Origin of the sequence: Streptomyces sp. NPDC057271, from assembly GCF_042668715.1 — a bacterium.
Lineage (GTDB): Bacteria > Actinomycetota > Actinomycetes > Streptomycetales > Streptomycetaceae > Streptomyces.
On the sequence record NZ_JBHUYJ010000023.1, the window covers coordinates 40955 to 67745 of the forward strand.

A 26791-nucleotide genomic window follows, 5' to 3' on the forward strand; every position below is an offset into this window, starting at 1 on the left:
GCGCAGGCCCCGCGCCGGTGACGGCGGGGGCGTACGGCCGCGCGCCGGTGACGGGCCCCGCGCCCGTGACGGCCGGGGTCAGAAGCCCCTCGTACGCTTCGCGGCGCGGCGGGCCGCCGCCGCGCCCGGAGCCTGCATGAAGAGGCGGGCCAGCTCGCCTCCCAGGTTCACCCCGATCGCGATCGCCAGGGCCAGGGCCGCCGCCTTCGCCAGATTGGCGAAGCCCTGGTCCAGGTTGTTCTGGGCGATCGACAGCACCCCGAAGTAGGTCGCCGAACCCGGCAGCAGCGGCCCGATCGCCGCCGTCACGTACGGCAGGGACGAGGTGTGCTGGTACCGGGCGATCAACTGCCCGAACAGACCCACGAGACCGGCCGCCACCGCCGTCGCCATCACCGCCGAGCCGCCCGCCGTCACCGCGATCGACGCGTAGACCACCCACGCCACCCCGCCGTTCAGGGTCACGAACAGCACCGTCGCCCGGGACTGCTGGAGCAGGATCGCGAACGTCAGGCAGAGCACCATCGCCGCCAGGATCTGCACCACCGGCCGTTCGACCAGCCCCAGCGCCCCCTCCGGGTTCAGCTGCGCGTCGAACTGCACGGCCACGTACAGCACCGACAGCACACCCACCACGATCGCCACGAAGAAGTACCCGACCTCCAGCAGCCGGGCCGACGCCGTGATGTAGAAACCGGTCAGACCGTCCTGCACGGCCGCCACGAGGGCACGCCCGGGGATCAGGGCGAACAGACCACCCGTGATGACCGCCGAGGGCCGCAGACCGGCGTGCAGCAGCGTCAGCAGCACCCCCATCGCCGCCGGCGGCATCGCCGCCACCAGGAACTGGTAGAACTCCGGCAGCCCGCGCCCCGCGCACAGCCAGGCCAGCCGGTCGCCGAGCGCCGCGCCCAGCGCCGCGACGAAGAAGACCGTCAGACCACCACCGAGCAGCACCGAGGCCGCTCCGGCCAGCACACCCGCCGCCGTCGTCAGCACCCATCCCGGGTACGGGTGCCGGTTCCGCCGTATCTCCGCCAGCCGCCGGTACGCCTCCTCCGTCGTGACGTCGTGCTCCTCCGCGTTGATGTCCGCGAGCAGCTGGTAGACGGCGGCCAGCCGGGTGTAGTCGGTGCCCCGCCGCCGTACCGTCCGGTTCGCCGTGATCGGATCGTCCACCAGCGACGGCTGGTACGTGATCGACAGCAGCGTGAACGTCACCGTCGGCTCGGAGCGGTCCAGACCGTACGAACGGCAGATCGCGAACATCGCCGCCTCGACGTCCTCCGCGCCCTCCCCGCCCGCCAGCAGCAGCTCGCCGATACGCAGGGTCAGGTCGAGCACACGGCCCACCGCGGGCCCCGCCTCGTCCTCCTTGCGCGTCGTCTCCGGCCGCTCCCCGACCGGCAGCCGCAGCATCGTCCGCATCCGGTCCTGCCACGGGGCGTCCGCCGACAGCCGCACGAGCGGAATGCCGTGGGCGGGCGTGAAGGCCGGCGGCGGGTTCTTCGCGGAGTAGGTCGACGGCGGCGCGAACGCCGAGCCCTCCGGCTCGGCGGGCGGCTCGGGAGTCAGCCCCTCGGGAACGGCGAACTCGGAGGTCGGGTGCTCCTCCTCCGGCACCACCGGCTGCTCGACCCCCGCCGGCGGGATGAAGGCGCTGCGCGCCTCGTCCGACTGCGGCTTCCGGTCCTCCGGGCCGTCCGCCTCCGCTACCACTCTCTTCGCCCTCACTCCCATGCGCGCTTTCCCCCGGACCTTCGTCCGGGGGCGCCCCCAGCCCAGTATGGGCACCGGCATACGACAGCACGCGAGACGGGCGGCGCACCCGCACGAGGTGCACCGCCCGTCACAGCTTCAGCAGGACCCACTCAGTGGGCGCCGCCCTGCGCCTCCAGGCGCTTGTAGGAGGCCTCGATCTCGGCCTCGGCCTCGGCGCGGCCCACCCAGTCGGCGCCCTCGACCGACTTGCCCGGCTCCAGGTCCTTGTAGACCTCGAAGAAGTGCTGGATCTCCAGGCGGTCGAACTCCGACACGTGGTGGATGTCGCGCAGGTGCTCGACGCGCGGGTCCGACGCGGGGACGCAGAGCAGCTTGTCGTCGCCGCCGGCCTCGTCCGTCATGCGGAACATGCCGATGGCGCGGCACTTGATCAGGCAGCCCGGGAAGGTCGGCTCGTCCAGGATGACCAGCGCGTCCAGCGGGTCGCCGTCCTCGCCGAGGGTGTTCTCGACGAAGCCGTAGTCGGCCGGGTAGCTGGTCGAGGTGAAGAGGCGACGGTCCAGGCGGATACGACCCGTCTCGTGGTCGACCTCGTACTTGTTCCGCGACCCCTTCGGGATCTCGATGGTGACGTCGAACTCCACGGGTGGCTCCTCCTGAATCAACACATGTGAATGCTTGCGGCAACGCGCAGTGATTAAGTGTCCCTCACGCCTGTGTGTGATCGCGAAAGGGGCTGGTCAGCAATGCCGGAGCCGAGGACCTGGCAGCTCACGGCGTGCTCCGCCGTACTCGGCCTGGCCCTGGCTGCCGGAGCGGCGACCGCCGCCGGCCCGTGGGACAACGGTCAGCGTAAGGCCGAGCGCGCCCGAGCGGCCGTCGCGACCCCGACAGGTGGCGCACATCACGCGGAGAAGCGGCCCCCGGCCGGCCCCACGCGGGGGCCCGCCCCGGCCCCCAGCGCCGCCGGAGTGCTCCGCGCGCTCGACACGCCCCCGGCCACCCCGCGGGACGACCTCGCCGCCGTCCTCGTACCGCTCCTCGCCGACCCCGGCCTCGGCCCCCTGCGCACCGCGTCGGTCGTCGACGCCACCACCGGCAGGCAGCTCTATGGGGAGGGCGCCACGACCCCGATGACGCCCGCCTCCACCATCAAGATCGCCACCTCGGTCGCCGCCCTCTCCGCCCTCGGCCCCGACCACCGCATCCCCACCACCGTGGTCGCCTCCGCCGACGGCCGCACCGTCACCCTCGTCGGGGGCGGCGACCCCACCCTCGACCGCGCCCGCCTCAAGGCCCTCGCCAACGCCACCGCCCGCGCCCTCGAGGACCGGGGCACCACCGGCGTACGGATCACCTACGACGCGAGCCTCTACCGCGGACCCGCCCGCCACCCCATCGGCCCCAACGAGAACATCGCCCCCGTCAGCGCCCTCATGCTCGACGCCGGGCGCCTTGGGGGTACCTCCCAGGCCGAAGGCTCTGGGGGAGGCTCGCGCAGCGGCCCCGCGCCCCGCACCGCCGACCCGGCCCGCGACGCCGCCACCGCCTTCGCCGAACTCCTCACCAAGGCCGGTACGAAGGTGCGGGGCGCCCCCACCCCCGGCCCCGCCCCCCAGCCGGCCCAGAGCCCCAAGGCCCAGGGGGCCGAGCCGGCCCAGAGCCCCAAGCCGGCCCAGGGGGCCGAGGCCGCCCCGCTGGCCCGTACCGAGTCCGCACCGCTCTCCGACCTCGTCGAGCGCACCCTCACCCACAGCGACAACGACCTCGCCGAGGCCCTCGCCCGCCAGACCGCCCTCGCCCGCAAGCAGCCCGCGAGCTTCACCGGCGCCGGCAAGGCCGTCCGCGCCGAACTCACCGCCCTCGGCCTGCCCACCTCCGGCACCCGCTTCGCCGACGGCAGCGGCCTCTCCCGCGACAACCGGCTCTCCGCCGCCCTGCTCACCGGCCTCCTCACCCGAGCGGCCGACCCCGACCGCCCCGCCCTGCGCCCTGTCCTGACCGGCCTGCCCGTCGGCGGCTTCAGCGGCACCCTCCGAGGCCGCTTCGACACCGGCCCCGCCACCACCGGCGCCGGACTCGTACGCGCCAAGACCGGCACCCTCACGGGCGTCAACACCCTCGCCGGAACCGTGGTCACCGCCGACGGCCGGCTCCTCGCCTTCGCCTTCCTCGCCGGCCGCACCCCCTCCCCGTACACCGCCCAACCCGCCCTCGACCGGCTCTCCGCCGCCCTCGCCCCCCAGGGCTGATGGCGAACGAACACTCACCCAACGGGCGTCGAGAACGTACGGTTGACGCATGACGAGCATCGGTGGTGCCGAGATGGTCGACTGGAACCTCGCGGTCGCGACCGCGACCCGACTGGTGAAACCCGGACCCGAGGTGAGCCGGGAAGAGGCCCGCGACGTCGTCGCGGAACTCCGCAGGCACGCCAAGGCGTCCGAAGAACACGTCAGGGCCTTCACCCGGATGATCCCCGAAGGCCACGAACCACGGGACACGCCCGTCCTCGTCGTGGACCGCGCCGGCTGGATCAAGGCCAACGTCGCCGGCTTCCGCGAACTGCTCTCCCCGCTCCTCGACAAGATGCAGGAACGGCGCACCACCACCCCCGGCGGCACCGTGCTCGGCGCCGTCGGCGGCAAGGTCACCGGCGTCGAACTCGGCATGCTGCTGTCCTTCCTCGCCTCCCGCATCCTCGGCCAGTACGAGACCTTCGCCCCCGCCACCCGCGAGCTGCCCGCAGGCGAGAACGGCGGCGGCCGCCTCCTGCTCGTCGCCCCCAACATCGTCCACGTCGAACGCGAACTCGCCGTCGCACCCCACGACTTCCGCCTCTGGGTCTGCATCCACGAAGAGACCCACCGCACCCAGTTCACCGCCGTCCCCTGGCTCCGTGACCACCTCCAGGGCGAGATCCAGTCATTCCTCGGCGCCACCGACGTCGACCCCTCCACCGTCGTCGAACGACTGCGCGAAGCCGCCCAGGCCCTCGTCGGCAGCCGTCCCGAGGGCGAGGAGGGCGAACCGAGCCCGTCCCTCGTCGAACTCGTCCAGACCCCCGAACAGCGCGAGATCCTCGGCCGCCTCACCGCCGTCATGTCCCTGCTCGAAGGACACGCCGACTACGTCATGGACGGCGTCGGCCCCGAGGTCGTCCCCTCGGTCGCCGACATCCGCGAGAAGTTCCAGCAGCGCCGCGCCCGCGGCGCCTCCCGCCTCGACCTCGCCCTGCGCAAGCTCCTCGGCCTCGACGCCAAACTGCGCCAGTACCGCGACGGAGAACGCTTCGTACGGGCCGTGGTCGACGAGGTCGGCATGGACGGCTTCAACCGCGTGTGGACCTCCCCCAACACGCTCCCCACCAAGACCGAGATCGCCGCACCGGCCGACTGGATCGCGAGGGTGCACCGTAAGGCAGACTCGTGAGACGGGTGCGACGTACGACGGAAGAACACACCGCCAATCACCCATCCGAGGGACCGTAGACCAGGGGTGGGGCGTGCAATGCTCGGGTAACGGCCAGGTTCTGTCACCATCGACGCACTCTGAGTGACCGAACCCCCTCTTCCGACCGTTAAGACTCCGACCGAGGCACCCCACTCCTCCACGAAGGGCACCGGACATGGGTCCCCATCCTGCGGTCGCGGCGATACGCCTGGCGGTCCGCCGCGTACTCCACGACGTCATCACCGAACACAGCACCGAACACCGCACCGACACCGCACCCGACCGGCAGCCCCTCGTCCTCGTGGCCTGCTCCGGCGGCGCCGACTCCATGGCGCTCGCCTCCGCACTCGCCTTCGAGGCCCGCAAGCTCGCCGTCCGGGCCGGCGGCATCACGGTCGACCACGGCCTCCAGGACGGCTCCACCCAACGAGCCGCCGAGGTCGCCGGACGCATGTCCGCACTCGGCCTCGACCCGGTCGAAGCCGTCACCGTCACCGTCGGCCAGGAGACAAGGGTGGCGCACAGCGCCTCGATCAGGGGTGTCGGCGGGCGAGGGGCGGGCGGACCCGAAGCCGCCGCCCGCGACGCCCGCTACGCCGCACTCGACGCCGCCGCCGAACGCCACGGCGCCACCGCCGTCCTCCTCGGCCACACCCGGGACGACCAGGCCGAAACCGTCCTGCTCGGACTCGCCCGCGGCTCCGGCATCCGCTCCCTGTCCGGCATGGCCGCCGTCTCCGGCGCCGCCGGCCGCTACCGCCGCCCCTTCCTCGAGCTCGACCGGCAGACCGTCCGCAAGGCCTGCGTCGCCCAGGAGCTCGCCGTCTGGGACGACCCCCACAACGCGGACCCCGCCTACACCCGCTCACGACTCCGCCACGAGGGCCTCCCCGCCCTCGAGAAGGCCCTCGGCAAGGGCGTCGTCGAAGCCCTCGCCCGAACGGCCCAGCTCTCCCGCGACGACGCCGACGCCCTCGACTCCTGGGCCGCCGACGCCGAATCCGCCGTACGCGACGAAGCCGGCCGACTCGAATGCGCCAAGCTCTTCGGTCTCCCGCCCGCCGTACGCCGCCGCATCCTGCGCCGCGCCATGATCGCCGAAGGCGCGCCCGCCGGCTCCCTCTTCGCCCGCCACATCGAAGAAGTCGACCGGCTGATCACCGGCTGGCGCGGCCAGGGCGCCATCAATCTGCCCGGCCGCGTCGAGGCGCGGCGGCAGGGTGGCAGACTGGTCATTCGGCAAGGCTGACGCAAGCTGCAACGAAAGTGACCCGGGTGAACGAGAAGGACATGGGCACCGACCTCAAGTCGGTGCTCATCACCAAGGAAGAGATCGACGCGAAGCTGGCCGAGCTGGCCGCGAAGATCGACGCGGAGTACGCGGGCAAGGACCTGCTCATCGTCGGAGTCCTCAAGGGCGCCGTGATGGTGATGGCGGACCTGGCGCGCGCGCTGTCCACCCCCGTCACCATGGACTGGATGGCCGTCTCCTCCTACGGCGCCGGCACCCAGTCCTCGGGCGTCGTCCGCATCCTCAAGGACCTCGACACCGACATCAAGGGCAAGCACGTCCTGATCGTCGAGGACATCATCGACTCCGGCCTGACGCTGTCCTGGCTGCTGTCCAACCTCGGCTCGCGCGAGCCCGCCTCCCTGGAGGTCTGCACCCTGCTGCGCAAGCCGGACGCCGCCAAGGTCGCGATCGACGTGAAGTGGATCGGCTTCGACATCCCCAACGAGTTCGTCGTCGGCTACGGCCTCGACTACGCCGAGAAGTACCGCAACCTCCCGTTCGTCGGCACTCTCGCACCGCACGTCTACGGCGGCTGAGGCACGGGAACCCGTACCGCCTTCCCGCCGTTGGAGCAAGGGAAGGCGGCCACGGGTCACCAGCCTGAGGTACCGTCCGAAGAACAGCTTTTTCTCATAGCAGCTCTCACAGCAGCATTTACCTACGGGCAGGAGGGACGGGGCGTTCTCGCCCCGTATGGATGGACGTGAAGCGATACTTCCGTGGGCCGGTCATGTGGATCGTGCTGGCCGTCCTCGCCGTGGTCGTGCTGATGCAGGTCGTCGGCTCGTCCGAGGGCTACAAGACGGTGGACACCAGCAGGGTCGTCCAGGCGATCAATGACAAGCAGGCCGACCAGGTCAAGCTGACGACCGGCGACGAGCAGGTCATCAAGGTCGAGCTCAAGAAGGGCGCCGACAAGGACAAGTACGGCGGCAGCACCAAGATCCAGGCCAGCTACATCGGTGACCAGGGCGCCAACCTGACCACCACGCTCCAGGAGCAGTCCGCCTCCGGCGACCTCGACAAGGGCTACACCGTCTCTCCCGAGCGCCAGAGCCCGTTCCTGTCGGTGCTGCTCTCGCTGCTCCCCTTCGTCCTCATCGTGGTCGTCTTCCTGTTCCTGATGAACCAGATGCAGGGCGGCGGCTCCCGAGTCATGAACTTCGGGAAGTCCAAGGCCAAGCTGATCACCAAGGACACCCCGAAGACCACCTTCGCCGACGTGGCGGGCTCCGACGAGGCCGTCGAGGAACTCCACGAGATCAAGGAGTTCCTCCAGGAGCCGGCGAAGTTCCAGGCCGTCGGCGCCAAGATCCCCAAGGGTGTGCTGCTCTACGGCCCGCCCGGAACCGGCAAGACCCTCCTCGCGCGCGCCGTCGCGGGCGAGGCCGGCGTGCCGTTCTACTCGATCTCCGGCTCCGACTTCGTCGAGATGTTCGTCGGAGTCGGTGCCTCCCGGGTCCGCGACCTCTTCGAGCAGGCCAAGGCGAACGCCCCGGCGATCGTCTTCGTCGACGAGATCGACGCCGTCGGCCGTCACCGCGGTGCCGGCCTCGGCGGCGGCCACGACGAGCGCGAGCAGACCCTCAACCAGCTCCTCGTCGAGATGGACGGCTTCGACGTGAAGGGCGGCGTCATCCTGATCGCCGCCACGAACCGCCCGGACATCCTCGACCCGGCCCTGCTCCGCCCCGGCCGCTTCGACCGCCAGATCGCGGTCGACCGCCCGGACATGCAGGGCCGTCTGGAGATCCTCAAGGTCCACCAGAAGGGCAAGCCGGTCGCCCCGGACGTCGACCTGGGCGCGGTCGCGCGTCGCACCCCGGGTTTCACGGGTGCCGATCTCTCCAACGTCCTCAACGAGGCGGCGCTCCTCACCGCCCGCTCGGACAAGAAGCTGATCGACAACCACTCCCTGGACGAGGCGATCGACCGCGTGGTCGCGGGCCCGCAGAAGCGGACCCGGATCATGTCGGACAAGGAGAAGAAGATCACCGCGTACCACGAGGGCGGCCACGCCCTGGTCGCGGCGGCCTCGCCGAACTCCGACCCGGTCCACAAGATCACGATCCTGTCCCGCGGCCGGGCCCTCGGCTACACGATGGTGCTCCCGGACGAGGACAAGTACTCGACCACCCGCAACGAGATGCTCGACCAGCTCGCCTACATGCTGGGCGGGCGGGCGGCCGAGGAGCTCGTCTTCCACGACCCGACCACGGGCGCGGCGAACGACATCGAGAAGGCCACGACCACCGCTCGCGCGATGGTCACGCAGTACGGCATGACCGAGCGGCTCGGCGCGATCAAGTTCGGCGGCGACAACACCGAACCGTTCCTGGGCCGTGAGATGGCGCACCAGCGCGACTACTCGGAAGAGGTCGCCGCGCTGGTCGACGAAGAGGTCAAGAAGCTCATCGAGACCGCGCACAACGAAGCGTGGGAGATCCTCGTCGAGAACCGCGACGTCCTCGACAACCTGGTCCTGCAGCTCCTGGAGAAGGAGACGCTGGGCAAGGAGGAGATCGCCGAGATCTTCGCCCCGATCGTCAAGCGCCCGGCCCGCCCGGCCTGGACCGGCTCGTCCCGCCGCACGCCCTCGACCCGCCCGCCGGTGCTCTCCCCCAAGGAGCTGGCACTGACGAACGGCGCGAACGGCTCGTCGGCGGCGACGGCCACGGTGGACACCACCAAGGCGATCGAGGTCGCCCCGGAGGAGACCCCGGAGTCCTGACCCCGGCGCCCCGGAATGGAAGCCGCGCCCCCACAGGTTTTAGCCTGTGGGGGCGCGGCTCATTTCCGCGCACGACAGTCAGAGGGAACGAGGCACAGATGACCGACCCGGTGACACTGGACGGCGAGGGCACGATCGGCGAGTTCGACGAGAAGCGCGCCGAGAACGCCGTACGAGAGCTCCTCATCGCGGTCGGCGAGGACCCGGACCGCGAGGGACTGCGCGAGACGCCGGCGCGGGTGGCGCGGGCGTACAGGGAGCTCTTCGCGGGGCTCTGGCAGAAGCCCGAGGATGTGTTGACGACCACGTTCGACCTGGGGCACGACGAGCTGGTGCTCGTGAAGGACATCGAGTTGACTGCGACCTGTGAGCATCATTTGCTCCCATTTCATGGCGTGGCTCACATTGGTTACATTCCTGCTGAATCGGGCAAGATTACCGGCCTGTCGAAGCTGGCGCGTCTGGTCGACGTATTCGCTCGCCGCCCGCAGGTTCAGGAGCGGCTCACGACGCAGATTGCCGATTCGCTCATGGAGATCCTGGAGGCGCGTGGCGCCATCGTCGTCATCGAGGCCGAGCACATGTGTATGTCGCTCCGCGGTATCCGCAAGCCGGGCGCGAAGACGACGACCTCGGCGGTTCGTGGGCAACTTCGTGACGCCACTACACGCGCCGAGGCCATGGCCTTGATATTGGCCCGTTAGTAGCGGGTTGCCGGGATGGCCCCGTACCGTCCCCGATCAGTGGAGTCGCTCACTGACCGGGGACGATCGGTATGCGGACGCGGGAGGGCGCTGGGCACGCCCGGTACGCCTACCGGCTGCGCGTGTCGTCCACCGCCCGCGCCGCCCTTGGAGGCGGGGTGGGCGAGGTGCCCGCACGGGTTGGGCCGGGCCCCTCAGGCCACCGGGGCCGTGCCCTTGCCGTTGTGGTCGTCGTCCTCCGGGAGTTTGCAGACCCGTTCCAGGAAGAGGGCCGCCGCGATCACGCCGAGGCCGGCGAGGACCGAGAAGCCGGCGTAGATCGCCTGGTCGCGGCGGGCCGGGATGTCCAGGGAGCCGAGGAGGAAGACGCCCGTGCCGCCGTACATGCCGGCGACCAGGGCGGCGACCAGGGCGCTCGCCTGGCCGAAGACCACGGCGCGGGCGGCCATGAGCGGTTCGACGCCCTTCGCGCCGGGGCGGCGCTCGCGCTGGGCCTTGAGGCGGGAGCGGATCGAGAGGGCCGTCGCGGTGAGGACGACCGCGATCGACGCGAGGACGATGGGCGCCGCGAGCGGCACGCTCGGCAGGGTGCCGACCGCGTCCCAGAGGCGCGCGGCGCCCCAGGACAGGATTCCGGCGACGACGAACAGTCCGGCGAGAACCTTGAGCCGCAGTTGTTTCACCGGGTGTCCTTCGTGTCGTCTCGCGGTCGGTCTTCCACGAGCCTAACGACTACTCGGGCAGACGGAGTTCCAGGTCGGCGCGCGGCACGACACCGGTCTGGCCGACCATGCCGAGCAGCTCCGCGACCGTGCCGTGTCCGGGCAGCTGGGCGTCGGGGTCGACGTCGTGCCAGGGGGCGAGGACGAAGGCGCGCTGGTGGGCGCGGGGGTGGGGGAGGGTGAGGACGGGGTCGTCGGAGACCACGTCGGCGTACGCGACGATGTCGACGTCGATGGTGCGGGCGCCCCAGCGCTCCTCGCGGACCCGGTGGAAGGCCTCTTCGACGGCGTGTGCCCGCTCCAGGAGGGAGCTGGGCGGCAGGGTGGTCTTCACGAGGGCGACCGCGTTGAGGTACGAGGGCTGGCTGCCGGGGTCGACGCCCCAGGGCTCCGTCTCGTAGACGGGGGAGACGGCCTTGACCCGGAGGCCGGGGGTGTCTTCGAGGGCGTCGACGGCGCCCTGGAGGGTCTCCAGGCGGTTGCCGAGGTTGGCGCCGAGGGCGATGACGGCCCACTTGGGGTTGGAGAGGGTCACGTCGGCGGCGTCGACCGTCTCGACGACGGAGGCCGGTACGGGCTGCACGGTGGGGTCGCTGTGCGTGGCTTTCATACTCGGCTCCGGGTGATGGTGATGGTCACGTCGTCGAAGGGGACCGTGATCGGCGCGTCCGGCTTGTGGACGACGACCTCGACCTCCTGTACGCCCGCGTGCTTGAGGCACTGCTCGGCGATCCGCTCGGCGAGGGTCTCGATCAGGTCCACGGGCTCGCCCTGGACGACGTCGACGACCTCTTCCGCGACGACGCCGTAGTGGACGGTCTTCGTCAGGTCGTCGTCGGCGGCCGCGGGGCGGGTGTCCAGGCCGAGGACGAGGTCGACGATGAAGGTCTGGCCTTCCTCGCGTTCCTTGGGGAAGACGCCGTGGTGTCCTCGGGCCTTGAGGCCGCGCAGCGCGACACGATCCACGCGAATCACTCCTGCTGTCGTAGTTCTTGTGGCCACGCAGCCGGGTGCGGACGGCCGGGTGTCCGGAATCGAATCTACCTGCGAGCACCGACAGCGCTTGCCCATGGGGGTTCGGGGCGGCGGCCGCAGGGGCTGGGTGCGGCCCCTACCCAGAGGGCCGGATTCCAATCCCCGGCGTCACCCGATCGGTCCCGGATCCCGTCAGGTGCCGGGTTCCTCGTCCTCTTCGTCGTCGGTTTCGGTGAGGACGGGGGAGCCGTGGTGGGACCAGATCCTCCATCCCTCGAATGTGCGGCGGAACACATTGGTGGCGACGACGAGCTGGCCGACGAGGGGGCCGAGTTCGGCGCCGTCCTCGGCGGGTCCGCCGCTGAGGATGTTCTCGGTGCAGGTGACGACGGCCACGTCGCCGCCGAGGGAGACCTTGACGTCGGTGAGGAAGAACTGGATGTACTCGGTGTTCGCCATGATCAGCGCGTACGAGCGGAGGACCTCGCCGCGTCCGGAGAGGACGGGCCAGCCGGGGTGGACGCAGCTGATGGGGGTGGCGCCGTCGTCGAGCCAGAGGGTGGAGATCTCCTCGAAGTCGCCGCGCTCCATGGCCTCGTAGAAGGCGGTGTTGGCGGCCTCGACCGCTGCGGTGTCGGTCTGGTGGGTCACCGGGCTCCTTCGACGGCTCTGGCTACTCGGACGGCGTCGGCGGTGGCTCTGACCTCGTGGACGCGGACGGCCCAGGCGCCTTCGTGGGCGGCGATGGCGGAGACTGCGGCGGTGGCGGCGTCGCGTTCGCGGGCGGGCGGCGGGCCTGCGCCCTCGCGGGTGAGGACGTGGCCGAGGAATCGCTTGCGCGAGGCTGCGACGAGCAGGGGGCGGCCGAGTGCGCGCAGTTCGGGGAGGTGGGCGACGAGGGCGAGGTCGTGGGGGGCGAGCTTGGCGAAGCCGAGGCCGGGGTCGATGACGATGCGCTCGGGCGGGATGCCGCCTTCGACGACGGCCTCCATGCGCCGGCGGAGTTCGGTGAGGACTTCGCCGACGACGTCGTCGTAGACGGCGAGGCTGTTCATGTCCTGGCTGAAGCCGCGCCAGTGCATGACGACGAAGGGGACCTCGGCGGCGGCGACGGCGGGGACCATGTCGGGGTCGGCGAGGCCGCCGCTGACGTCGTTGACGAGTGCGGCGCCCGCTTCGACGGCGGCTCGGGCGACGGAGGCGCGCATGGTGTCGACGGAGACGGTGACGCCTTCGGAGGCGAGGCCGCGGACGACGGGGACGACTCGGCGGAGCTCTTCCTCCTCGTCGACGCGGCTGGCGCCGGGGCGGGTGGATTCGCCGCCGACGTCGACGAGGTCGGCGCCTTCGGCGACGAGGTGGAGCCCGTGCTTGACGGCGGCCGTGGTGTCGAACCAGCGGCCGCCGTCGGAGAAGGAGTCAGGTGTCACATTGACGACGCCCATGACCGCGCAGCGGTCCCACTCCGGCAGGCCCAAGGCCGTGCCCCGACCGATCGACGTACTCATATGCCCAGCGTAGGGCCCGGGGGGCGGGTCGGGCCCCGCGGACCTCTCGGGATGGCCGGGCGGGGACCCCGGGGAGGGGTCGCGCCGGGTCACGCGGCGCGGGCCTCCCGGTCGGCCTGGGGGGCGACGATGTGGGCGCAGGGGCGGGGCTCCGCGACGGCCCTGCGGCGGGCGAAGGGGCGGGGCAGCCGCAGGTCGACGAAGCCTTCGGCCTGCATGGCGGCGAAGCCGATGCGGGGCAGGTCACGGCTCTTGCGGTAGACGACGAAGCGGGGTTCCCAGCGGGGCCGGAACTTGGCGTTGAACTTGTACAGCGACTCGATCTGGAACCAGCGGGAGAGGAAGACGAGCAGTCCGCGCCAGAGCCGGAGGACGGGGCCGGCGCCGATCTTCTCGCCGCGGGCGAGGGCGGAGCGGAACATGGCGAAGTTGAGGGAGACGCGTGCGATGCCGAGGCGGGGGGACTCCTGGAGGGCCGCGACGATGAGCAGCTCGTTCATGCCGGGGTCGGCGGAGCGGTCGCGGCGCATGAGTTCGAGGGACATTCCGTCGGGGCCCCAGGGCACGAAGTGGATGATCGCCTTGAGGTCGCCGTAGGGGGAGGTCGTGTCGTCCTCGCCGGCCCACCGGTCTCCCCTCGCCGCCTTGCCGGAGGCGCTCCGCGGCGCCTCTTCGTGCTTGTGGGCGGTGGCTATGACGGCGTCTCCGTCGCCGGGGTCGCCGATGCGGCCCAGTGCCATGGAGAAGCCGCGCTCGGTGTCGGTGCCGCGCCAGTCGGCGGCGGCGCGGCGGACGCGGGCGAGTTCGCCGTCGCTGAGGTCACGGACGCGGCGGACCTTGGTGGTGTAGCCGTTGCGTTCGATCCGCTTCACCATCTGGCGCACGTTGCGCATGGCGCGCCCGGAGAGGGAGAAATCCGCGACGTCCACCACAGCCTCGTCGCCGAGTTCGAGGGCGTCGAGGCCGGTCTCGCGGGTCCAGACCTCGCCGCCGGTCTCGGAGCAGCCCATGACGGCGGGGGTCCAGGAGTGGGCCTGGGCCTCGTCCATGAAGCGGTCGATGGCGCCGGGCCAGGCTTCGACGTCGCCGATGGGGTCGCCGCTGGCGAGCATGACGCCGGAGACGACGCGGTAGCAGACGGCTGCCTTGCCGCTGGGGGAGAAGACGACGCCTTTGTCGCGGCGGAGGGCGAAGTGGCCGAGGGAGTCGCGGGCGCCGTGCCTGTCGAGGAGGGCGCGGAGCCGGGTCTCGTCGTCCTCGGTGAGCCGGGCGGCGGGGTGCTCGGGGCGGAAGGCGAAGTAGATGGTGGTGAGGGCGGTGAGCATGCCGAGGGCGCCGAGGGAGTAGCCGACGGTCCAGTCGGCGCCGCCGGTGTAGTCGACGGGGCCTTCGAAGCCGAAGAGTCCGTACAGGACGTGTTCGAGGCGGTCGGTGATGCTGGGGCTGCCGATGACACGGCGCGGGTGGGCGCTGACGATGACGAGGCCGAGGAGGATCGACCCGGCGCCCATGAGGACGAGGTTGGCGAGCGCCTTCCAGCGGCTGCGGGGGTCGGGGAGGGCGGCGAACTGGCTGCGGTGGCGCAGCAGCAGGGCGAGCAGCGCGAGGGAGAGCAGGACGCCGACGACGGAGTGGCGCCAGACGAACTGGGCGACGGCGCCGAGCGGCAGGAGGACGACGGCGGCGCGCCAGGCGCGGCGCTTGTGGCGCTTGAGGCCGTGGGCGAGGAGCAGGAGCAGGACGCCGGCGCTGAGGGAGAGGGCCGCGGAGAGCGGTCCGAGGGTGCCGGGCAGGACTTCGGCGAGGGCGTGCATCCTGCTGGCCCGGAAGCGCGGGAAGACGCCCGCGGCGATGTCGATCAGGCCGATGAGGGTGCAGGCCGTTCCGACGAGTGAGGGGACCTTCTCGGGGCGTGGTCCGCGCAGAATCCGGCGTATCCGAACCGGAACCAATCCTGATTTGTCCCCATCTACCGTGACAGACATTGCTTCCCGTGCTTCCCGTGGCTCCGCGAAAGATTCGTTCTCCGTCGGCCGCGCGGTGGTCAGGGGCTGGCCGTTCCGGAGGTTTTGCGCTTTCTAGGACGGCCGGGCGGGGGAGCGGGTTCATTCAGCCACAGGGAATTCTCAGGAAGAGGGCTCGGCGTCTCATGGGTCTCACCAGCAACAAGGTTCTGGCGCTGGCCGTCGTGCTCGCGGTGGTGCTGTTCGCGGCCACGGTCTGGCTGTGGCCGCGCCTCGCCCGTGGCGGGGTGCGGGCCGTGCTCGGCAGGATCGGGTTGCTGCTCGCCACCCAGCTGGCGCTGTTCGCCTCGGTGGGGCTTGCCGCGAACAACTCCTTCCTCTTCTACGGGTCGTGGGCGGACCTCCTGGGGCAGGAGCAGGACATGGGGGTGGTCGTGGACCACTCGGCCGGCTCGAAGGACATCAGGGTCGTCGGGAAGCAGGCGCTGGACGTGCCCGGCGCGTCCCGGCCCTCGGTCGGGGGGCAGATCCAGAAGGTCGTCGTCACCGGCCGGAAGTCCGGCATCGACTCGCCGGCGTACGTGTATCTGCCGCCGGAGTACTTCCAGAAGGCGTACGCGTCGAGCACGTTCCCGGCCGCGGTGGTGCTGACCGGTTACCCGGGCACCGCCGAGAACCTGATCAAGGGGCTGAAGTACCCGAAGACGGCCTTCACGCAGGCCAAGGAGAAGAAGATGCGGCCGATGATCCTGGTGATGCTGCGGCCCACCGTGGCACCGCCGCGGGACACGGAGTGCGTGAACGTGCCGGGCGGGCCGCAGACCGAGACCTTCTTCGCCGAGGACCTGCCGAAGGCGGTCTCGGAGACGTACCGGGTGGGGACGAAGGCGCGGAACTGGGGGTTCATGGGGAACTCGACGGGCGGTTACTGCGCGTTGAAGATCGCGTTGCACCATCCGGACCGGTTCGCGGCGGGCGCGGGTTTCTCGGCGTACTACAAGGCGGCCGAGGACGTGACGACGGGCGATCTCTTCCACGGTGACGACGGGGCGCGCAAGCGGGCGGACCTGCTGTGGAGCCTGGACCGCCTGCCGCGGGGCGCGTCGTCGTCGTTCCTGGTGACGACGTCGAAGCAGGGTGAGGGGAACCTGCGCGGGACGCTCGACTTCATCAAGAAGGTGAAGGCCCCGGCGCGGGTCTCCTCGATCACGCTGGAGAGCGGCGGGCACAACTTCAACACCTGGAACCGGGAGATCCCGCCGGGCCTGGTGTGGATGAGCGGCCGGCTCAGCGCGAACTGAGCGTCTGGGAGGGCATGGAGCCCGCATCGTTCGCCGACGCTGCTTCCGGGGAGGCCGCGCGCAGGGCGCGGTGGACGGCGGACGGGGTGAGCACTCCCGCGTACCGGTCGCCTTCGGCGGGGTCGGTGACGGGGAGCCAGCCTGTGTCGTTCTGCAGGAGCGCGGCGAGCGCCTCCCGGAGGGTGGCGCCGAGCGGGACCGGCTCCGGGGCGGGGCGGGTGCGGCCGGGCTCGTCCGCGGACCTCCAGCCCGTGACGCGGCCGTCCGCATCGAGGACGACGGACAAGGGGGCGCCGGGGGACGGCGGCTCGTCCGCGCGCAGGACCGGGACCTCCTCCAGGGCGGCGGCGTCCACCGCGGTGACCGAGAGCCGCTTCAGGCCGCGGTCCGAGCCGACGAAGTCGGCCACGTAGGGGGTCGCGGGGGCGCCGAGGACGGTCGCCGGGGTGTCGAACTGCTCGATCGTGCCCTGTCCGTAGACGGCGATACGGTCGCCGAGGCGGACGGCCTCCTCCAGGTCGTGGGTGACGAGCAGGACGGTCTTGCGGACCTGGGACTGGAGGCGGAGGAACTCGTTCTGGAGGTGCTCGCGCACCACCGGGTCCACGGCGCCGAACGGCTCGTCCATCAGCAGCACCGGCGGGTCCGCGGCGAGCGCGCGGGCGACGCCGACGCGTTGGCGCTGGCCGCCGGAGAGCTGCTCGGGGTAGCGGCCGCCGTAGACCTTCGGGTCCAGGCCGACCAGGTCGAGGAGTTCGGCCGCGCGGGCGCGGGCCCGGGCGCGCGGGGTGCCGAGGAGGTGCGGGACGGTCGCGGTGTTGTCGAGGACCGTGCGGTGCGGGAAGAGGCCGACCTGCTGGATGACATAGCCGATCCGGCGGCGGAGCCGGACCGGGTCGATCGCGGATATGTCCTGGTCGTCGAGGAGGATCCGGCCCTCGGTCGGCTCGATGAGCCGGTTCACCATCTTCATCGTGGTGGTCTTGCCGCAGCCGGACGGGCCGACGAGCGTGACCAGTTCACCCTCGGCGACCTCGAAGGAGAGGTCGTCGACGGCGGTGGTGCCGTCCGCGTACCGTTTGGTCACATGCTCGAACCGGATCATGTTCCCCATTCTGACGCCTGATCGACGGGTGCGTGTGGAGGGCGTGTTGCCGCGACGTGGCGGTCCTCGGCGATTGTCGGTGCCGGGGGTTAGGGTCGACCAGACACGTGTTCGGCACGACTGGTGACCGGGGGAGGGTACATGAGCGCGGCGAACTGTCTGGTGACGAACGACTGGATCTGCGGCGAGTATCTGCGCACCCGCAGCCAGGAGTTGACCGACGCGCTGCTCCAGCACGTGGGGATCACGCTCGTGTCGGTGCTCATCGGCATCGCGGTCGCCTTCCCGCTGGCGCTGCTCGTGCGGGCGCGGCCCCGGTTCGCCGGACCGGTGCTCGGACTGACGACGCTCCTCTACACGATCCCGTCGCTGGCGATGTTCTCGCTGCTCCTGCCGCTCTTCGGGCTCTCCGCGGCGCTGGTCGTGACGGGTCTCGTGCTGTATTCGCTGACGATTCTCGTACGGAACACGGTGGCAGGCCTGGACGCGGTCCCCGCCGAGGCGCGGGAGGCCGCGCGCGGTATGGGGTACGGCTCGGCGCGGATGCTGTGGGAGGTCGAGCTGCCGCTCGCCCTGCCCGCGTTGATGGCCGGAATACGGATGGCGACGGTCTCCACGATCGCGCTCACGACGGTCGGTTCGATCGTCGGGCGGGGCGGTCTGGGCAACCTCATCGAGGACGCGCTGCCGACGTTCTTCAAGGCGCAGGTGCTCGCCGCCTCGGTGCTGTGCGTCCTGCTCGCGGTGGCCGCGGATCTGCTGCTCCTCGGGGTGCAGCGGCTGCTCACGCCGTGGACCCGCATACGCACGGTGCCGGGGGGCGAGTAGAGGCATGGGGATCATGGCGGACGCCTGGAGCTGGCTGAGCACCGGCGCCAACTGGGCCGGTGACGGCGGGGTGTGGCACCGCCTCGGTGAGCACGCGTACGTCAGCGGCCTGGCGCTGCTGCTGGCCTGTGCCGTCGCGCTGCCGCTGGGGCTCGGCCTCGGTCACGTCGGACGGGGCGGCGCGCTCGCCGTCAACGTCTCCAACGTGGGCCGGGCGATACCGGTCTTCGCGGTCCTGGCCCTCTTCATGGTGTCGCCGCTGCGCAACGCCGGCTACGTCCCCACGGTGATCGCGCTGGTGCTCTTCGCCGTGCCGCCGCTGCTCACCAACGCGTACGTGGGCATGCGCGAGGTCGACCGGGCGGTGGTCGAGGCCGCGCGGGGGATGGGGATGTCGGGCGGACAGGTCTTCCGGAAGGTCGAACTCCCGCTCGCCCGGCCGCTGGTCATGACAGGGTTGCGCTCGGCCGCCGTGCAGGTGGTCGCCACGGCGACCATCGCGGCGATGGTCGGCCAGGGGGGCCTGGGCCGGATCATCACTGCCGGGTTCAACACGTACGACACCCCGCAGGTCGTCGCGGGCGCCCTGCTCGTGGCCCTGCTCGCCCTCGTCGTGGAGGTGCTGCTCGTGGGGGCGGACCGGCTCCTCGGACGGCGCGCCTGAGAACCGACGGAACCGGTTGTGACGACGGAACGACGACTAGACCTACTGGGAGTGATCTCGTGAGCAGGACCTCGCGTATCGCGGGTGCGGTACTGGGTACGGCGGCGCTGACCGTCTCGCTCGTCGCGTGCGGCGGCGACAGCCTGGAGGAGGGCAAGGCGGGCGGCGGAGCGTCCGGTGCGAAGAAGGGCTCGCTCGTCGTGGGCGCGGCGGCGTTCACCGAGTCCAAGGTGCTCGCGGAGCTCTACGCGCAGGTGCTGAACGACGCCGGGTACTCCGCGACCGTCACCACGGTGAAGAACCGCGAGCTGTACGAACCGTCCCTGGAGAAGGGCGAGATCGACGTCGTACCGGAATACGCGGCGACGATCGCGGAATTCCTCAACGCGAAGGTGAACGGCCCGAAGGCGCCCGAGGAGAAGCCGATCGCCTCCGGTGACGCGGCCGCGACGGTGGAGGCGTTGAAGAAGCTCGCGGAGCCCCGTGGGCTGAAGGTCCTCGCGTTCGGCGAGGCCGTCGACCAGAACGCGTTCGCGGTGTCGAAGGAATTCGCCGAGAAGAACAAGCTGAAGACGCTTTCGGATCTCGGCGCCGCCAAGCTGAAGGTGAGGATCGCGGCCGGAGACGAATGCGAGATACGGCCGTTCTGCGCTCCGGGTCTGAAGAAGACCTACGGGATCGACGTGACGGGGATCGACCCCAAGGGCGTCGGCACCCCGCAGTCCAAGCAGGCGGTCAAGGACGGCGTGGACCAGCTGGTGCTGACCACCACGACGGACGCCACGATCGAGAGCTTCGGACTGGTCTTCCTCGACGACGACAAGAAGCTGCAGAACGCCGACAATGTGCTGCCGGTGGTCAATGCCAGGGACGCCGGATCGCCCGAGATCGCGGCCGCTCTCGACAAGATCACAAAGGTCCTCACCACGGCCGATCTCGCCGAACTGAACCGCAAGGTGGACGCCGAGCGGGCGAAGCCCGAGGACGTGGCGAAGGCCTATCTGGAGTCGAAGGGCCTGGTCAGCAAGTAAGGGTCCGGTAAGGGGAGTCGGCCCGGTCGATACGGGGGCTCGGCCACGGCGGCGAGAAGTGGCCAAGAGATTGCCGGGCCGACACCCCATACGACGCCTACGCACGGTAAATTTCAGGCCATGCCACGTGGACGCCACCGCCATTCACCTCCTCTGCACAAGCTTCTGCCGCCCTCCGCGGTGGCCGGAGCGTCGGCCGTCTGTGCCGCGGGCGCCTGGCTGCTCGCCGATCCCGTGGCCCTGCGGCTGCTCGTGGCCGCCGCGGCGGCGGCCGCCGTCACCGGTGGCGTCATCATGCGCAGCTGGGACCGGAGTGCCGGGCGCCAGGTCGCCGAGCTGACCCGGGCCCGCACCGCGGACCTGTGGAAGACCGAGGAGCGCATAGCCGAGCTCGAGGCCGACCTCGACGAGTCCCGTGAGCTGCGGGCCAAGCTCGATGCCAAGCTGCGCGCCAAGCGGGTCGAACTCGCCGGACTGCGCGGCGAGCACGCGGCCCTGCTGCGCCGGTACGCCAACGCCGAGACCGAGCGGGCCAGCGCCCTCGAAGGCCGCAGGCAGCTCGCCCTGGAGGCGACCCCTCAGGCCAAGGAGCTGCCGGCCGCCGGATCCACGCCGACGCCGGCCCTGTACCGCCAGGCCGCGGACGCCCTGCGCGACCTGGCCCGCAACGCCGCCGCGCAGGAGGCCCGCCGGACGGCGGAGGCCGCCCGCAGCCGCGATCTCGCCGAGCGCGCCCGGGAGACGGAGGAGCCGCAGGGGAAGCACGCGGCGGCCGCCGGGAGCGAGCCGCACGCTCGACCGTCGACCGCCGTCGTTCCCGTACCCTCCGCCGTACCCGCGGTCCGCGCCGTCCCGGTCGCGAGCGCCGTCGTCCCCTACGCGACCCGACGCGCCGCGCGCCCCGAGGGAGGTTTCGACTTCTTCGGTACGCAGAAGGAGGCGGCCGCCATCGAGGCCGTCCAGGACGCCGACCTCGCGGACGTGGTGGGTGAGGAGGTCCTCGCGACCGTGGCCCGCCGCACCCCCGAGCAGCGGGCGATCGGCAAGGTCATCGACCTGACCGCGCACGACGAGACCGAGCAGATCGACGTGGCGGAGCTGCGCGGCGCCGTCGGCTCGTGACGATCAGGGCACTCGCCGCCGGGGAGGTCACTGCGGTTCGGGACTGGCGGGTGGTGGAACGCCGGCGCCCGGAGAAGGACCCCAGGGACCTCGTGGTCATGCGCCGGAACTGACACCGACGTGCCGGTCGACCGTGGGCCGGTCGCCCGACGGGCCGGTCGCCGACGTGCCGGTCGACCGTGGGCCGGTCGCCCGACGGGCCGGTCGCCCGACGGGCCGGTCGCCGACGTGCCGGTCGACCGTGGGCCGGTCGCCCGACGGGCCGGTCGCCGACGTGCCGGTCGACCGTGGGCCGGTCGCCCGACGGGCCGGTCGCCGACGTGCCGGTCGGGTTACTTGTCGATGTCGCCGACGACGAAGAAGAGCGAGCCCAGGATCGCCACCATGTCGGCGACCAGGGTGCTCGGCAGCAGCTCCGTCAGCGCCTGGATGTTGTTGAACGACGCCGAGCGCAGCTTGAGCCGGTACGGCGTCTTCTCGCCCTTGGAGACCAGGTAGTACCCGTTGATGCCGAGCGGGTTCTCGGTCCAGGCGTACGTGTGACCCTCCGGAGCCTTGAGTACCTTCGGCAGCCGCTGGTTGATCGGCCCCGGCGGCAGCTCGCCGAGCCGGTCGAGACAGGCGTCGGCGAGATCCAGGGAGTTGTGGGTCTGGTCGAGGAGGCACTCGAAGCGGGCGAGGCAGTCGCCCTCCTGGCGCGTGACGACCTTGAGCGTGTCCTGGAGCTCACCGTAGGCCAGGTACGGCTCGTCGCGACGTAGGTCGAAGTCGACGCCGGAGGCGCGGGCGATGGGCCCGGAGACGCCGTACGCGTGCGCCGTCTCCGCGGTCAGGACGCCGACGTTCCGCGTACGGCCCCGGAAGATCTCGTTGCCGACGACCAGCTTGTCGTACACGTCCATCCGCGACCGCACGTCGGCGACGGCCGCCCGCGCCCGGTCGAGCCACCCCGCGGGAAGGTCCTCCTTGAGCCCGCCGACCCGGTTGAACATGTAGTGCATCCGGCCGCCGGAGACCTCCTCCATCACGGCCTGGAGCTCCTCGCGCTCCCGGAACGCGTAGAAGACCGGGGTGATACCGCCCAGTTCGAGGGGGTACGACCCGAGGAACATCAGGTGGTTGAGCACCCGGTTCAGTTCGGCGAGCAGCGTCCGGGTCCAGACGGCCCGCTCGGGAACCTCCATGCCGAGCATGCGCTCGACGGCCATGACGACACCGAGCTCGTTGGAGAAGGCGGAGAGCCAGTCGTGCCGGTTGGCGAGCATCACGATCTGGCGGTAGTCGCGCGCCTCGAAGAGCTTCTCGGCACCGCGGTGCATGTACCCGATGACCGGCTCGGCCCGCTGGATGACCTCACCGTCCAGGACCAGCCGGAGCCGGAGCACGCCATGGGTCGAGGGATGCTGCGGCCCGATGTTCAGCACCATGTCGGTGCTCTCCGCCGCCCCGCCGATTCCGACCGTCGTCTCCGTCATGGGGACAGTATCCCTGCGGCGGTCCGGGCTCCTGAACCGTTGTGGACGATCGTCCCGCAGGGCGGGACGGGTGGGCACGCCCCACGGAGGGCGGTGCCCCGTCAGGACCGGCCACCCCGGGGGTCCGGCCCGCGGGCCCCCGGCACCCTCCGCGTCAGCCACAGGAAGTCCCCCAGCCCCCCGCGCGCGGTCAGCTCGGCCGCCTCGCCCGCCGCCCCGAGCGCCCGCACGTACGCACGCGGGTCGCTCGACGCCAGCGCCAGCGGTGGCCGCTCCCCGCTCACGCCCAGCCGCCGCAGCGCCTCCCGCTGCGTGACCACCTCCCCGCCACCCCCGGCGCACGCGTCCATCGCCACATGCGCCGTGACGTCGCACGAGCCGTCCGGGACCACCGCCACCTCCCGCCCCGCCCGGAACCCGGTCAGCGTCCCGAACGGCGGCCTGGACTCCCGTAGGTGCCCGTAGTCCACCGCCACCGCCGTCCCCGCCGCGAGCGAGCCGGCCGCCGCCGCCCACGCCTCGTCCCGCGGCCGCCCGATCTCCGCGCGCTCGCCGGGCTCCGTGAGCGGCCACCACCGCTCCAGCCACTCCGCGTCCGGGCCCTCGACGACCCGCCCCAGCCGCTCCGCCCCGTCCGCCGCCCGCACCTCGACGTACCGCACGACCCCCGCCTCGTCGACGCTCGCGACGTCCACCGGCACGTTGTCGAGCCACTCGTTCGCGAACAGCAGCCCCCGTACCCCGTCCGGCACCCGGTCCGTCCACTCCACCCGCGGGTCGAGGCCCGACGGCCGGTCCGCCCGCTCGACGCCGTAGGCCCGTACCGACAGCCCCGCCGGTACGGCGGCCAGGACGCCCGTCACCAGCTCGCCGCGGCCCGCGCCCATGTCGACGAAGTCGACCTCGTGCGTCCCCAGCTCCCGCGCCACCTCGGCCAGCAGCCGCGCGACGGCCCCCGCGAAGAGCGGCGAGGCGTGCACCGAGGTGCGGAAGTGCCCGGCCGGGCCCTCGGGGCGCAGAAAGAAGCCGCCCGGGCCGTACAGCGCCCGCTCCGTGGCCTCACGCCACCCCTGCCACTGACACGTCTCATCCGTCACACGGGCCAGTCTCCACCTTGCGGAGTACGGTCCTCACGCCAAGGATCGACCCCACGGTTGACCCCTGCACCTATCCGCCTTCCCTACGCTGGGTCACGTGCAGCGCCTCTACGACTTCCTCCGCAGACACCCGACGGGCGTCGACACCTTCTGGGCCGTCGTCCTCTTCGGGTTCTCCCTGTTGTGGCTGGTGTCGGCGTCCCCCGCGGGCGGCCACCCCGCCGCGTACGGAGTGGTCGCCGCGCTGTTCGGCCTCGTCGTCGCGCTGCGCCGCCGCGCGCCCGAGAAGATGCTCGTCCTCACCGTCGTGCTGGGTCTCGCCCAGCTCGGCCTCGGGCTGCAGCCGTTCTTCGCGGACTTCGCCATGCTGGTGATCATCTACACCGTCGCCGCGCACGACGGACCGCGCTGGGCGTCTCGTCTCGCGCTCGCCGGCGGTCTCAGCGCCGCCACGCTCTCCATGCTGAGATGGCCGTCCGAGACCAGCCCGGGCTCGGCCCTCGCGCATGTCTTCTTCACGGTGATCATGACCGTGCCGTTCGCCCTCGCCTGGGTCCTCGGCGACTCGCTGCGCACCCGCCGCGCCTACTTCGCGCAGCTGGAGGAGCGCGCCTCCCGCCTGGAGAAGGAGCGCGAGGCGCAGGCCAAGGTCGCCGTCGCCGCCGAGCGCGCCCGGATCGCCCGCGAGCTGCACGACGTCGTCGCCCACAACGTCTCCGTGATGGTCGTCCAGGCCGACGGAGCCGCCTACGTCCTGGACTCCTCCCCGGAGACGGCCAAGCAGGCCCTGGAGACGATCTCCTCGACCGGCCGGCAGGCGCTGGCCGAGATGCGCCGGCTGCTCGGCATCCTGCGCACCGGCGAACACCAGGAGGCGGGGGAGTACGTGCCGCAGCCTGACGTCGAGCAGATCGAGGACCTGGTCGAGCAGGTGCGCGGGGCCGGGCTGACCGTGGACTTCCGGATCGAGGGCACGCCGCGTCCGCTGCCCAGCGGCGTCGAGCTGACGGCGTACCGGATCGTGCAGGAGGCCCTCACCAACACGCGCAAGCACGGCGGCCCGGACGCCGGGGCCAGCGTCCGCCTGGTCTACTTCGACGACGGTCTCGGGCTGCTCGTCGAGGACGACGGGCGCGGAGCGACCCACGAGATGTACGAGGACGGGGGCGCCGACGGCCGCGGCCACGGCCTGATCGGCATGCGCGAGCGGGTCGGCATGGTCGGCGGCACCCTGGACGCGGGACCGCGCCCCGGGGGCGGCTTCCGCATCAGCGCCCTGCTCCCCCTGAAGCCCGCCCACTGACGATCCGAAGGAACCACATGTCCATTCGCGTGATGCTCGTCGACGACCAGGTGCTGCTGCGCACCGGCTTCCGCATGGTGCTCGCCGCCCAGCCGGACATGGAGGTCGTGGCCGAGGCGGGGGACGGTGTGGAGGCGCTGGAGGTGCTGCGCTCCACGGCCGTGGACGTGGTGCTGATGGACGTCCGGATGCCCAAGCTCGACGGGGTCGAGACGACCCGGCGGATCTGTGTGGAGCCGGATGCCCCCAAGGTGCTGATCCTGACCACGTTCGATCTCGACGAGTACGCCTTCTCGGGCCTCAAGGCGGGCGCGAGCGGCTTCATGCTGAAGGACGTGCCGCCGGCCGAGCTGCTCGGCGCGATCCGCTCCGTGCACAGCGGTGACGCCGTCGTGGCCCCGTCCACGACCCGCCGCCTCCTCGACCGCTTCTCGCCGATGCTGCCGTCCTCGGGGAGCGAGCCGCAGCACAAGGAGCTGGACCGGCTCACCGACCGCGAGCGCGAGGTGATGCTCCTGGTCGCCCAGGGCCTGTCGAACGGTGAGATCGCCGCCCGGCTGGTGCTGTCGGAGGCGACGGTGAAGACACACGTCGGCCGGATCCTGACCAAGCTGGACCTGCGGGACCGGGTGCAGGTCGTGGTCCTGGCGTACGAGACGGGCCTGGTGCGGGCGGGCGGCGGCGCGGTCTGAGCCGCCGCGCGTCAGCGCAGGACGGCTTCGAGGAAGTCGCTGCCCAGGCGGGCGACGACGGTGACGTCGAGCTGGTGCAGCACATAGCGGCCGCGGCGCTGGGTGGTGAGCAGCCCGGCCCTCTTCAGGACGGCGAGGTGGCGTGAGACCTCCGGGGCGCTGATGCCGTACGCGTCGGCCAGCTCGCTCGTGGTGTACGGGGCGCGGGCGAGGTTGCGGCACATGCGCATCCGCATGGGGTGCGCGACGGCCTCCAGGCGGAGCTTGACCGTCTCCACGGGGGCGGAGCCGGCGAGTTCGCCGGTGGAGACGGGGTACTGGATCACCGGTTGCCAGCCGCGGGCGTGCAGGGCGATCAGGTGCGGCCGGCCGAAGGCGGTCGGGAGGAAGGTGAGCGCCGAGCCCTCGGTGTGCGTACGGCCGTGGACCAGCTTGTCGATGACGATCCGGGAGCCGTCGGCGTCCTCCTCCAGGGTCATCGCGCCGGAGACGGCGGCCACGGCGGCGGCGAGGCCCTTGCGGCGCAGGAGTTCGGTCTTGTGCCGGGCGTCGGAGGCGAGCTGGACCCGCACCCGGCGCCAGGTGTCGGCGAAGAACGCCTCGTCGCAGTCCTCCAGGAGTCTGCGGATCCACGCGCGCGTGCCGGTGGGATCGGCGAGCGTGCGCTCCACGAACGCGTACTGCCGAGGGCCGCGCGCGGCGGCCAGGTCGAGGGCCCGGCAGCGGGAGTGCGGGTCGACGAGCGGGGAGGGCAGCCCGTCCGCGTACTGGGTGCTGCAGGAGATCTCCAGCGCGGCCCCGACGTAGGTCTCGTCGTCCATCCGGTCGAGGTCGTCGAGCTCCTCGGCGAGCGTCTCGCGCGGCCGGGCGGGCAGCAGGAAGTCGGAGCGGGTGGACCGCCACATGAAATCGGCCTCGTGCAGCCGGTCGGCGAGCTCGGGCCTGAGCGCGGCGCCGGTGGTCGTGGCCCAGCCGTGCAGCCCCGGGTGGTGGCCGGGCTCGGACAGCGCGTGCAGTGCGGCGCCGAGCTCGCCCAGCGGCGAGGGGCCGAAGGAGATGCGTTCGTGCGGCAGTCCGGTGATGTCGATGGTCAGGCTCAC

Annotated in this window: 25 protein-coding genes; 13 read left to right on the top strand and 12 right to left on the bottom strand. The window is 71.7% G+C overall.

What is annotated here, in order from left to right; all coding sequences use genetic code 11:
* Window positions 1-78: 78 nt before the first annotated feature.
* Window positions 79-1719, bottom strand: a complete 1641-nt coding sequence (locus ACFUJR_RS13865) for a threonine/serine exporter ThrE family protein (protein WP_383168221.1) — start codon at window positions 1717-1719, stop codon at window positions 79-81.
* 152 nt (window positions 1720-1871) lie between these two features.
* Complete coding sequence (locus ACFUJR_RS13870) at window positions 1872-2366, bottom strand: inorganic diphosphatase (protein ID WP_003968257.1); 495 nt, start codon at window positions 2364-2366, stop codon at window positions 1872-1874.
* A 102-nt stretch (window positions 2367-2468) separates the two neighbouring features.
* Between ACFUJR_RS13870 and dacB the strand changes: the two genes are divergently transcribed.
* The 6 genes from dacB (at window position 2469) to folE (ending at window position 9904) form a co-directional block, all read left to right on the top strand.
* Window positions 2469-3974 (top strand): D-alanyl-D-alanine carboxypeptidase/D-alanyl-D-alanine-endopeptidase, encoded by a 1506-nt coding sequence (dacB, locus tag ACFUJR_RS13875; protein ID WP_383168108.1) that lies wholly within the window; start codon window positions 2469-2471, stop codon window positions 3972-3974.
* 49 nt (window positions 3975-4023) lie between these two features.
* The gene (locus ACFUJR_RS13880; RefSeq protein WP_383168105.1) at window positions 4024-5154 is read left to right on the top strand and encodes a zinc-dependent metalloprotease; all 1131 of its coding nucleotides are present in this window, start codon (window positions 4024-4026) and stop codon (window positions 5152-5154) included.
* 196 nt (window positions 5155-5350) lie between these two features.
* Window positions 5351-6424, top strand: a complete 1074-nt coding sequence (gene tilS / locus ACFUJR_RS13885) for a tRNA lysidine(34) synthetase TilS (RefSeq protein WP_383168102.1) — start codon at window positions 5351-5353, stop codon at window positions 6422-6424.
* A 41-nt stretch (window positions 6425-6465) separates the two neighbouring features.
* Window positions 6466-7005 (top strand): hypoxanthine phosphoribosyltransferase, encoded by a 540-nt coding sequence (hpt, locus tag ACFUJR_RS13890; protein WP_132917781.1) that lies wholly within the window; start codon window positions 6466-6468, stop codon window positions 7003-7005.
* Between the two features lie 161 nt (window positions 7006-7166).
* Window positions 7167-9200, top strand: a complete 2034-nt coding sequence (ftsH, locus tag ACFUJR_RS13895; protein WP_383168099.1) for an ATP-dependent zinc metalloprotease FtsH — start codon at window positions 7167-7169, stop codon at window positions 9198-9200.
* Window positions 9201-9298: 98 nt separating this feature from the next.
* Complete coding sequence (folE, locus tag ACFUJR_RS13900; RefSeq protein WP_383172395.1) at window positions 9299-9904, top strand: GTP cyclohydrolase I FolE; 606 nt, start codon at window positions 9299-9301, stop codon at window positions 9902-9904.
* Window positions 9905-10098: 194 nt separating this feature from the next.
* Here folE and ACFUJR_RS13905 read toward each other — a convergent pair whose 3' ends face one another.
* The 6 genes from ACFUJR_RS13905 to ACFUJR_RS13930 form a co-directional block, all read right to left on the bottom strand.
* Window positions 10099-10587 (bottom strand): DUF3180 domain-containing protein, encoded by a 489-nt coding sequence (locus ACFUJR_RS13905; protein ID WP_383172344.1) that lies wholly within the window; start codon window positions 10585-10587, stop codon window positions 10099-10101.
* Window positions 10588-10636: 49 nt separating this feature from the next.
* A complete protein-coding gene (gene folK, locus ACFUJR_RS13910; protein WP_383172346.1) occupies window positions 10637-11236 on the bottom strand; it encodes a 2-amino-4-hydroxy-6-hydroxymethyldihydropteridine diphosphokinase in 600 nt (199 codons plus the stop codon).
* Complete coding sequence (folB, locus tag ACFUJR_RS13915) at window positions 11233-11592, bottom strand: dihydroneopterin aldolase (RefSeq protein WP_137988623.1); 360 nt, start codon at window positions 11590-11592, stop codon at window positions 11233-11235. The genes folK and folB overlap by 4 nt, the downstream gene beginning before the upstream one ends.
* A gap of 201 nt (window positions 11593-11793) precedes the next feature.
* Window positions 11794-12252: a nuclear transport factor 2 family protein gene (locus ACFUJR_RS13920; RefSeq protein WP_383172349.1), complete on the bottom strand. Its 459-nt coding sequence runs from the start codon at window positions 12250-12252 to the stop codon at window positions 11794-11796.
* Entirely contained in the window at window positions 12249-13046 is a 798-nt protein-coding gene (gene folP, locus ACFUJR_RS13925) for a dihydropteroate synthase (RefSeq protein WP_383172397.1), read from the bottom strand. Before folP ends, ACFUJR_RS13920 begins: the two co-directional genes overlap by 4 nt.
* A 152-nt stretch (window positions 13047-13198) precedes the next feature.
* Window positions 13199-15094 (bottom strand): phosphatidylglycerol lysyltransferase domain-containing protein, encoded by a 1896-nt coding sequence (locus ACFUJR_RS13930; protein ID WP_383172351.1) that lies wholly within the window; start codon window positions 15092-15094, stop codon window positions 13199-13201.
* A 164-nt stretch (window positions 15095-15258) separates the two neighbouring features.
* Here ACFUJR_RS13930 and ACFUJR_RS13935 point away from each other — a divergent pair, with 164 nt between their 5' ends.
* On the top strand, window positions 15259-16374 hold the full coding sequence (locus tag ACFUJR_RS13935) for an alpha/beta hydrolase (protein ID WP_383172353.1): 1116 nt from the start codon (window positions 15259-15261) through the stop codon (window positions 16372-16374).
* Here the strand turns inward: ACFUJR_RS13935 and ACFUJR_RS13940 are convergent.
* The gene (locus ACFUJR_RS13940; protein WP_383172355.1) at window positions 16361-17479 is read right to left on the bottom strand and encodes an ABC transporter ATP-binding protein; all 1119 of its coding nucleotides are present in this window, start codon (window positions 17477-17479) and stop codon (window positions 16361-16363) included. The genes ACFUJR_RS13935 and ACFUJR_RS13940 overlap by 14 nt on opposite strands.
* Window positions 17480-17620: 141 nt before the next feature.
* On the opposite strand from ACFUJR_RS13940, the gene ACFUJR_RS13945 reads away from it, so the two are divergent.
* The 4 genes from ACFUJR_RS13945 to ACFUJR_RS13960 all read left to right on the top strand — a co-directional run bounded on the left by ACFUJR_RS13945 (window position 17621) and on the right by ACFUJR_RS13960 (window position 21124).
* Window positions 17621-18307 (top strand): ABC transporter permease, encoded by a 687-nt coding sequence (locus tag ACFUJR_RS13945; RefSeq protein ID WP_383172357.1) that lies wholly within the window; start codon window positions 17621-17623, stop codon window positions 18305-18307.
* A 4-nt stretch (window positions 18308-18311) separates the two neighbouring features.
* Window positions 18312-18971, top strand: coding sequence for an ABC transporter permease (locus ACFUJR_RS13950; RefSeq protein ID WP_383172359.1), 660 nt, complete (start codon window positions 18312-18314; stop codon window positions 18969-18971).
* A gap of 59 nt (window positions 18972-19030) precedes the next feature.
* On the top strand, window positions 19031-20002 hold the full coding sequence (locus ACFUJR_RS13955) for an ABC transporter substrate-binding protein (RefSeq protein WP_383172361.1): 972 nt from the start codon (window positions 19031-19033) through the stop codon (window positions 20000-20002).
* A gap of 120 nt (window positions 20003-20122) precedes the next feature.
* Entirely contained in the window at window positions 20123-21124 is a 1002-nt protein-coding gene (locus tag ACFUJR_RS13960; protein WP_383172363.1) for a hypothetical protein, read from the top strand.
* 332 nt (window positions 21125-21456) lie between these two features.
* On the opposite strand, the gene ACFUJR_RS13965 is transcribed toward ACFUJR_RS13960, so the two are convergent.
* Window positions 21457-22599 carry an NADH-quinone oxidoreductase subunit D gene (locus ACFUJR_RS13965; protein WP_383172365.1) on the bottom strand — a complete coding sequence of 381 codons (1143 nt, stop codon included), beginning with the start codon at window positions 22597-22599 and terminating at the stop codon, window positions 21457-21459.
* 101 nt (window positions 22600-22700) lie between these two features.
* Window positions 22701-23696: an SAM-dependent methyltransferase gene (locus ACFUJR_RS13970; protein WP_383172366.1), complete on the bottom strand. Its 996-nt coding sequence runs from the start codon at window positions 23694-23696 to the stop codon at window positions 22701-22703.
* 97 nt (window positions 23697-23793) lie between these two features.
* Here ACFUJR_RS13970 and ACFUJR_RS13975 point away from each other — a divergent pair, with 97 nt between their 5' ends.
* Entirely contained in the window at window positions 23794-24999 is a 1206-nt protein-coding gene (locus tag ACFUJR_RS13975) for a sensor histidine kinase (protein ID WP_383172367.1), read from the top strand.
* Window positions 25000-25016: 17 nt separating this feature from the next.
* The gene (locus ACFUJR_RS13980) at window positions 25017-25691 is read left to right on the top strand and encodes a response regulator (protein WP_383172369.1); all 675 of its coding nucleotides are present in this window, start codon (window positions 25017-25019) and stop codon (window positions 25689-25691) included.
* 11 nt (window positions 25692-25702) lie between these two features.
* Here the strand turns inward: ACFUJR_RS13980 and ACFUJR_RS13985 are convergent, their stop codons facing one another.
* A complete protein-coding gene (locus tag ACFUJR_RS13985; protein WP_383172371.1) occupies window positions 25703-26791 on the bottom strand; it encodes a DUF5937 family protein in 1089 nt (362 codons plus the stop codon).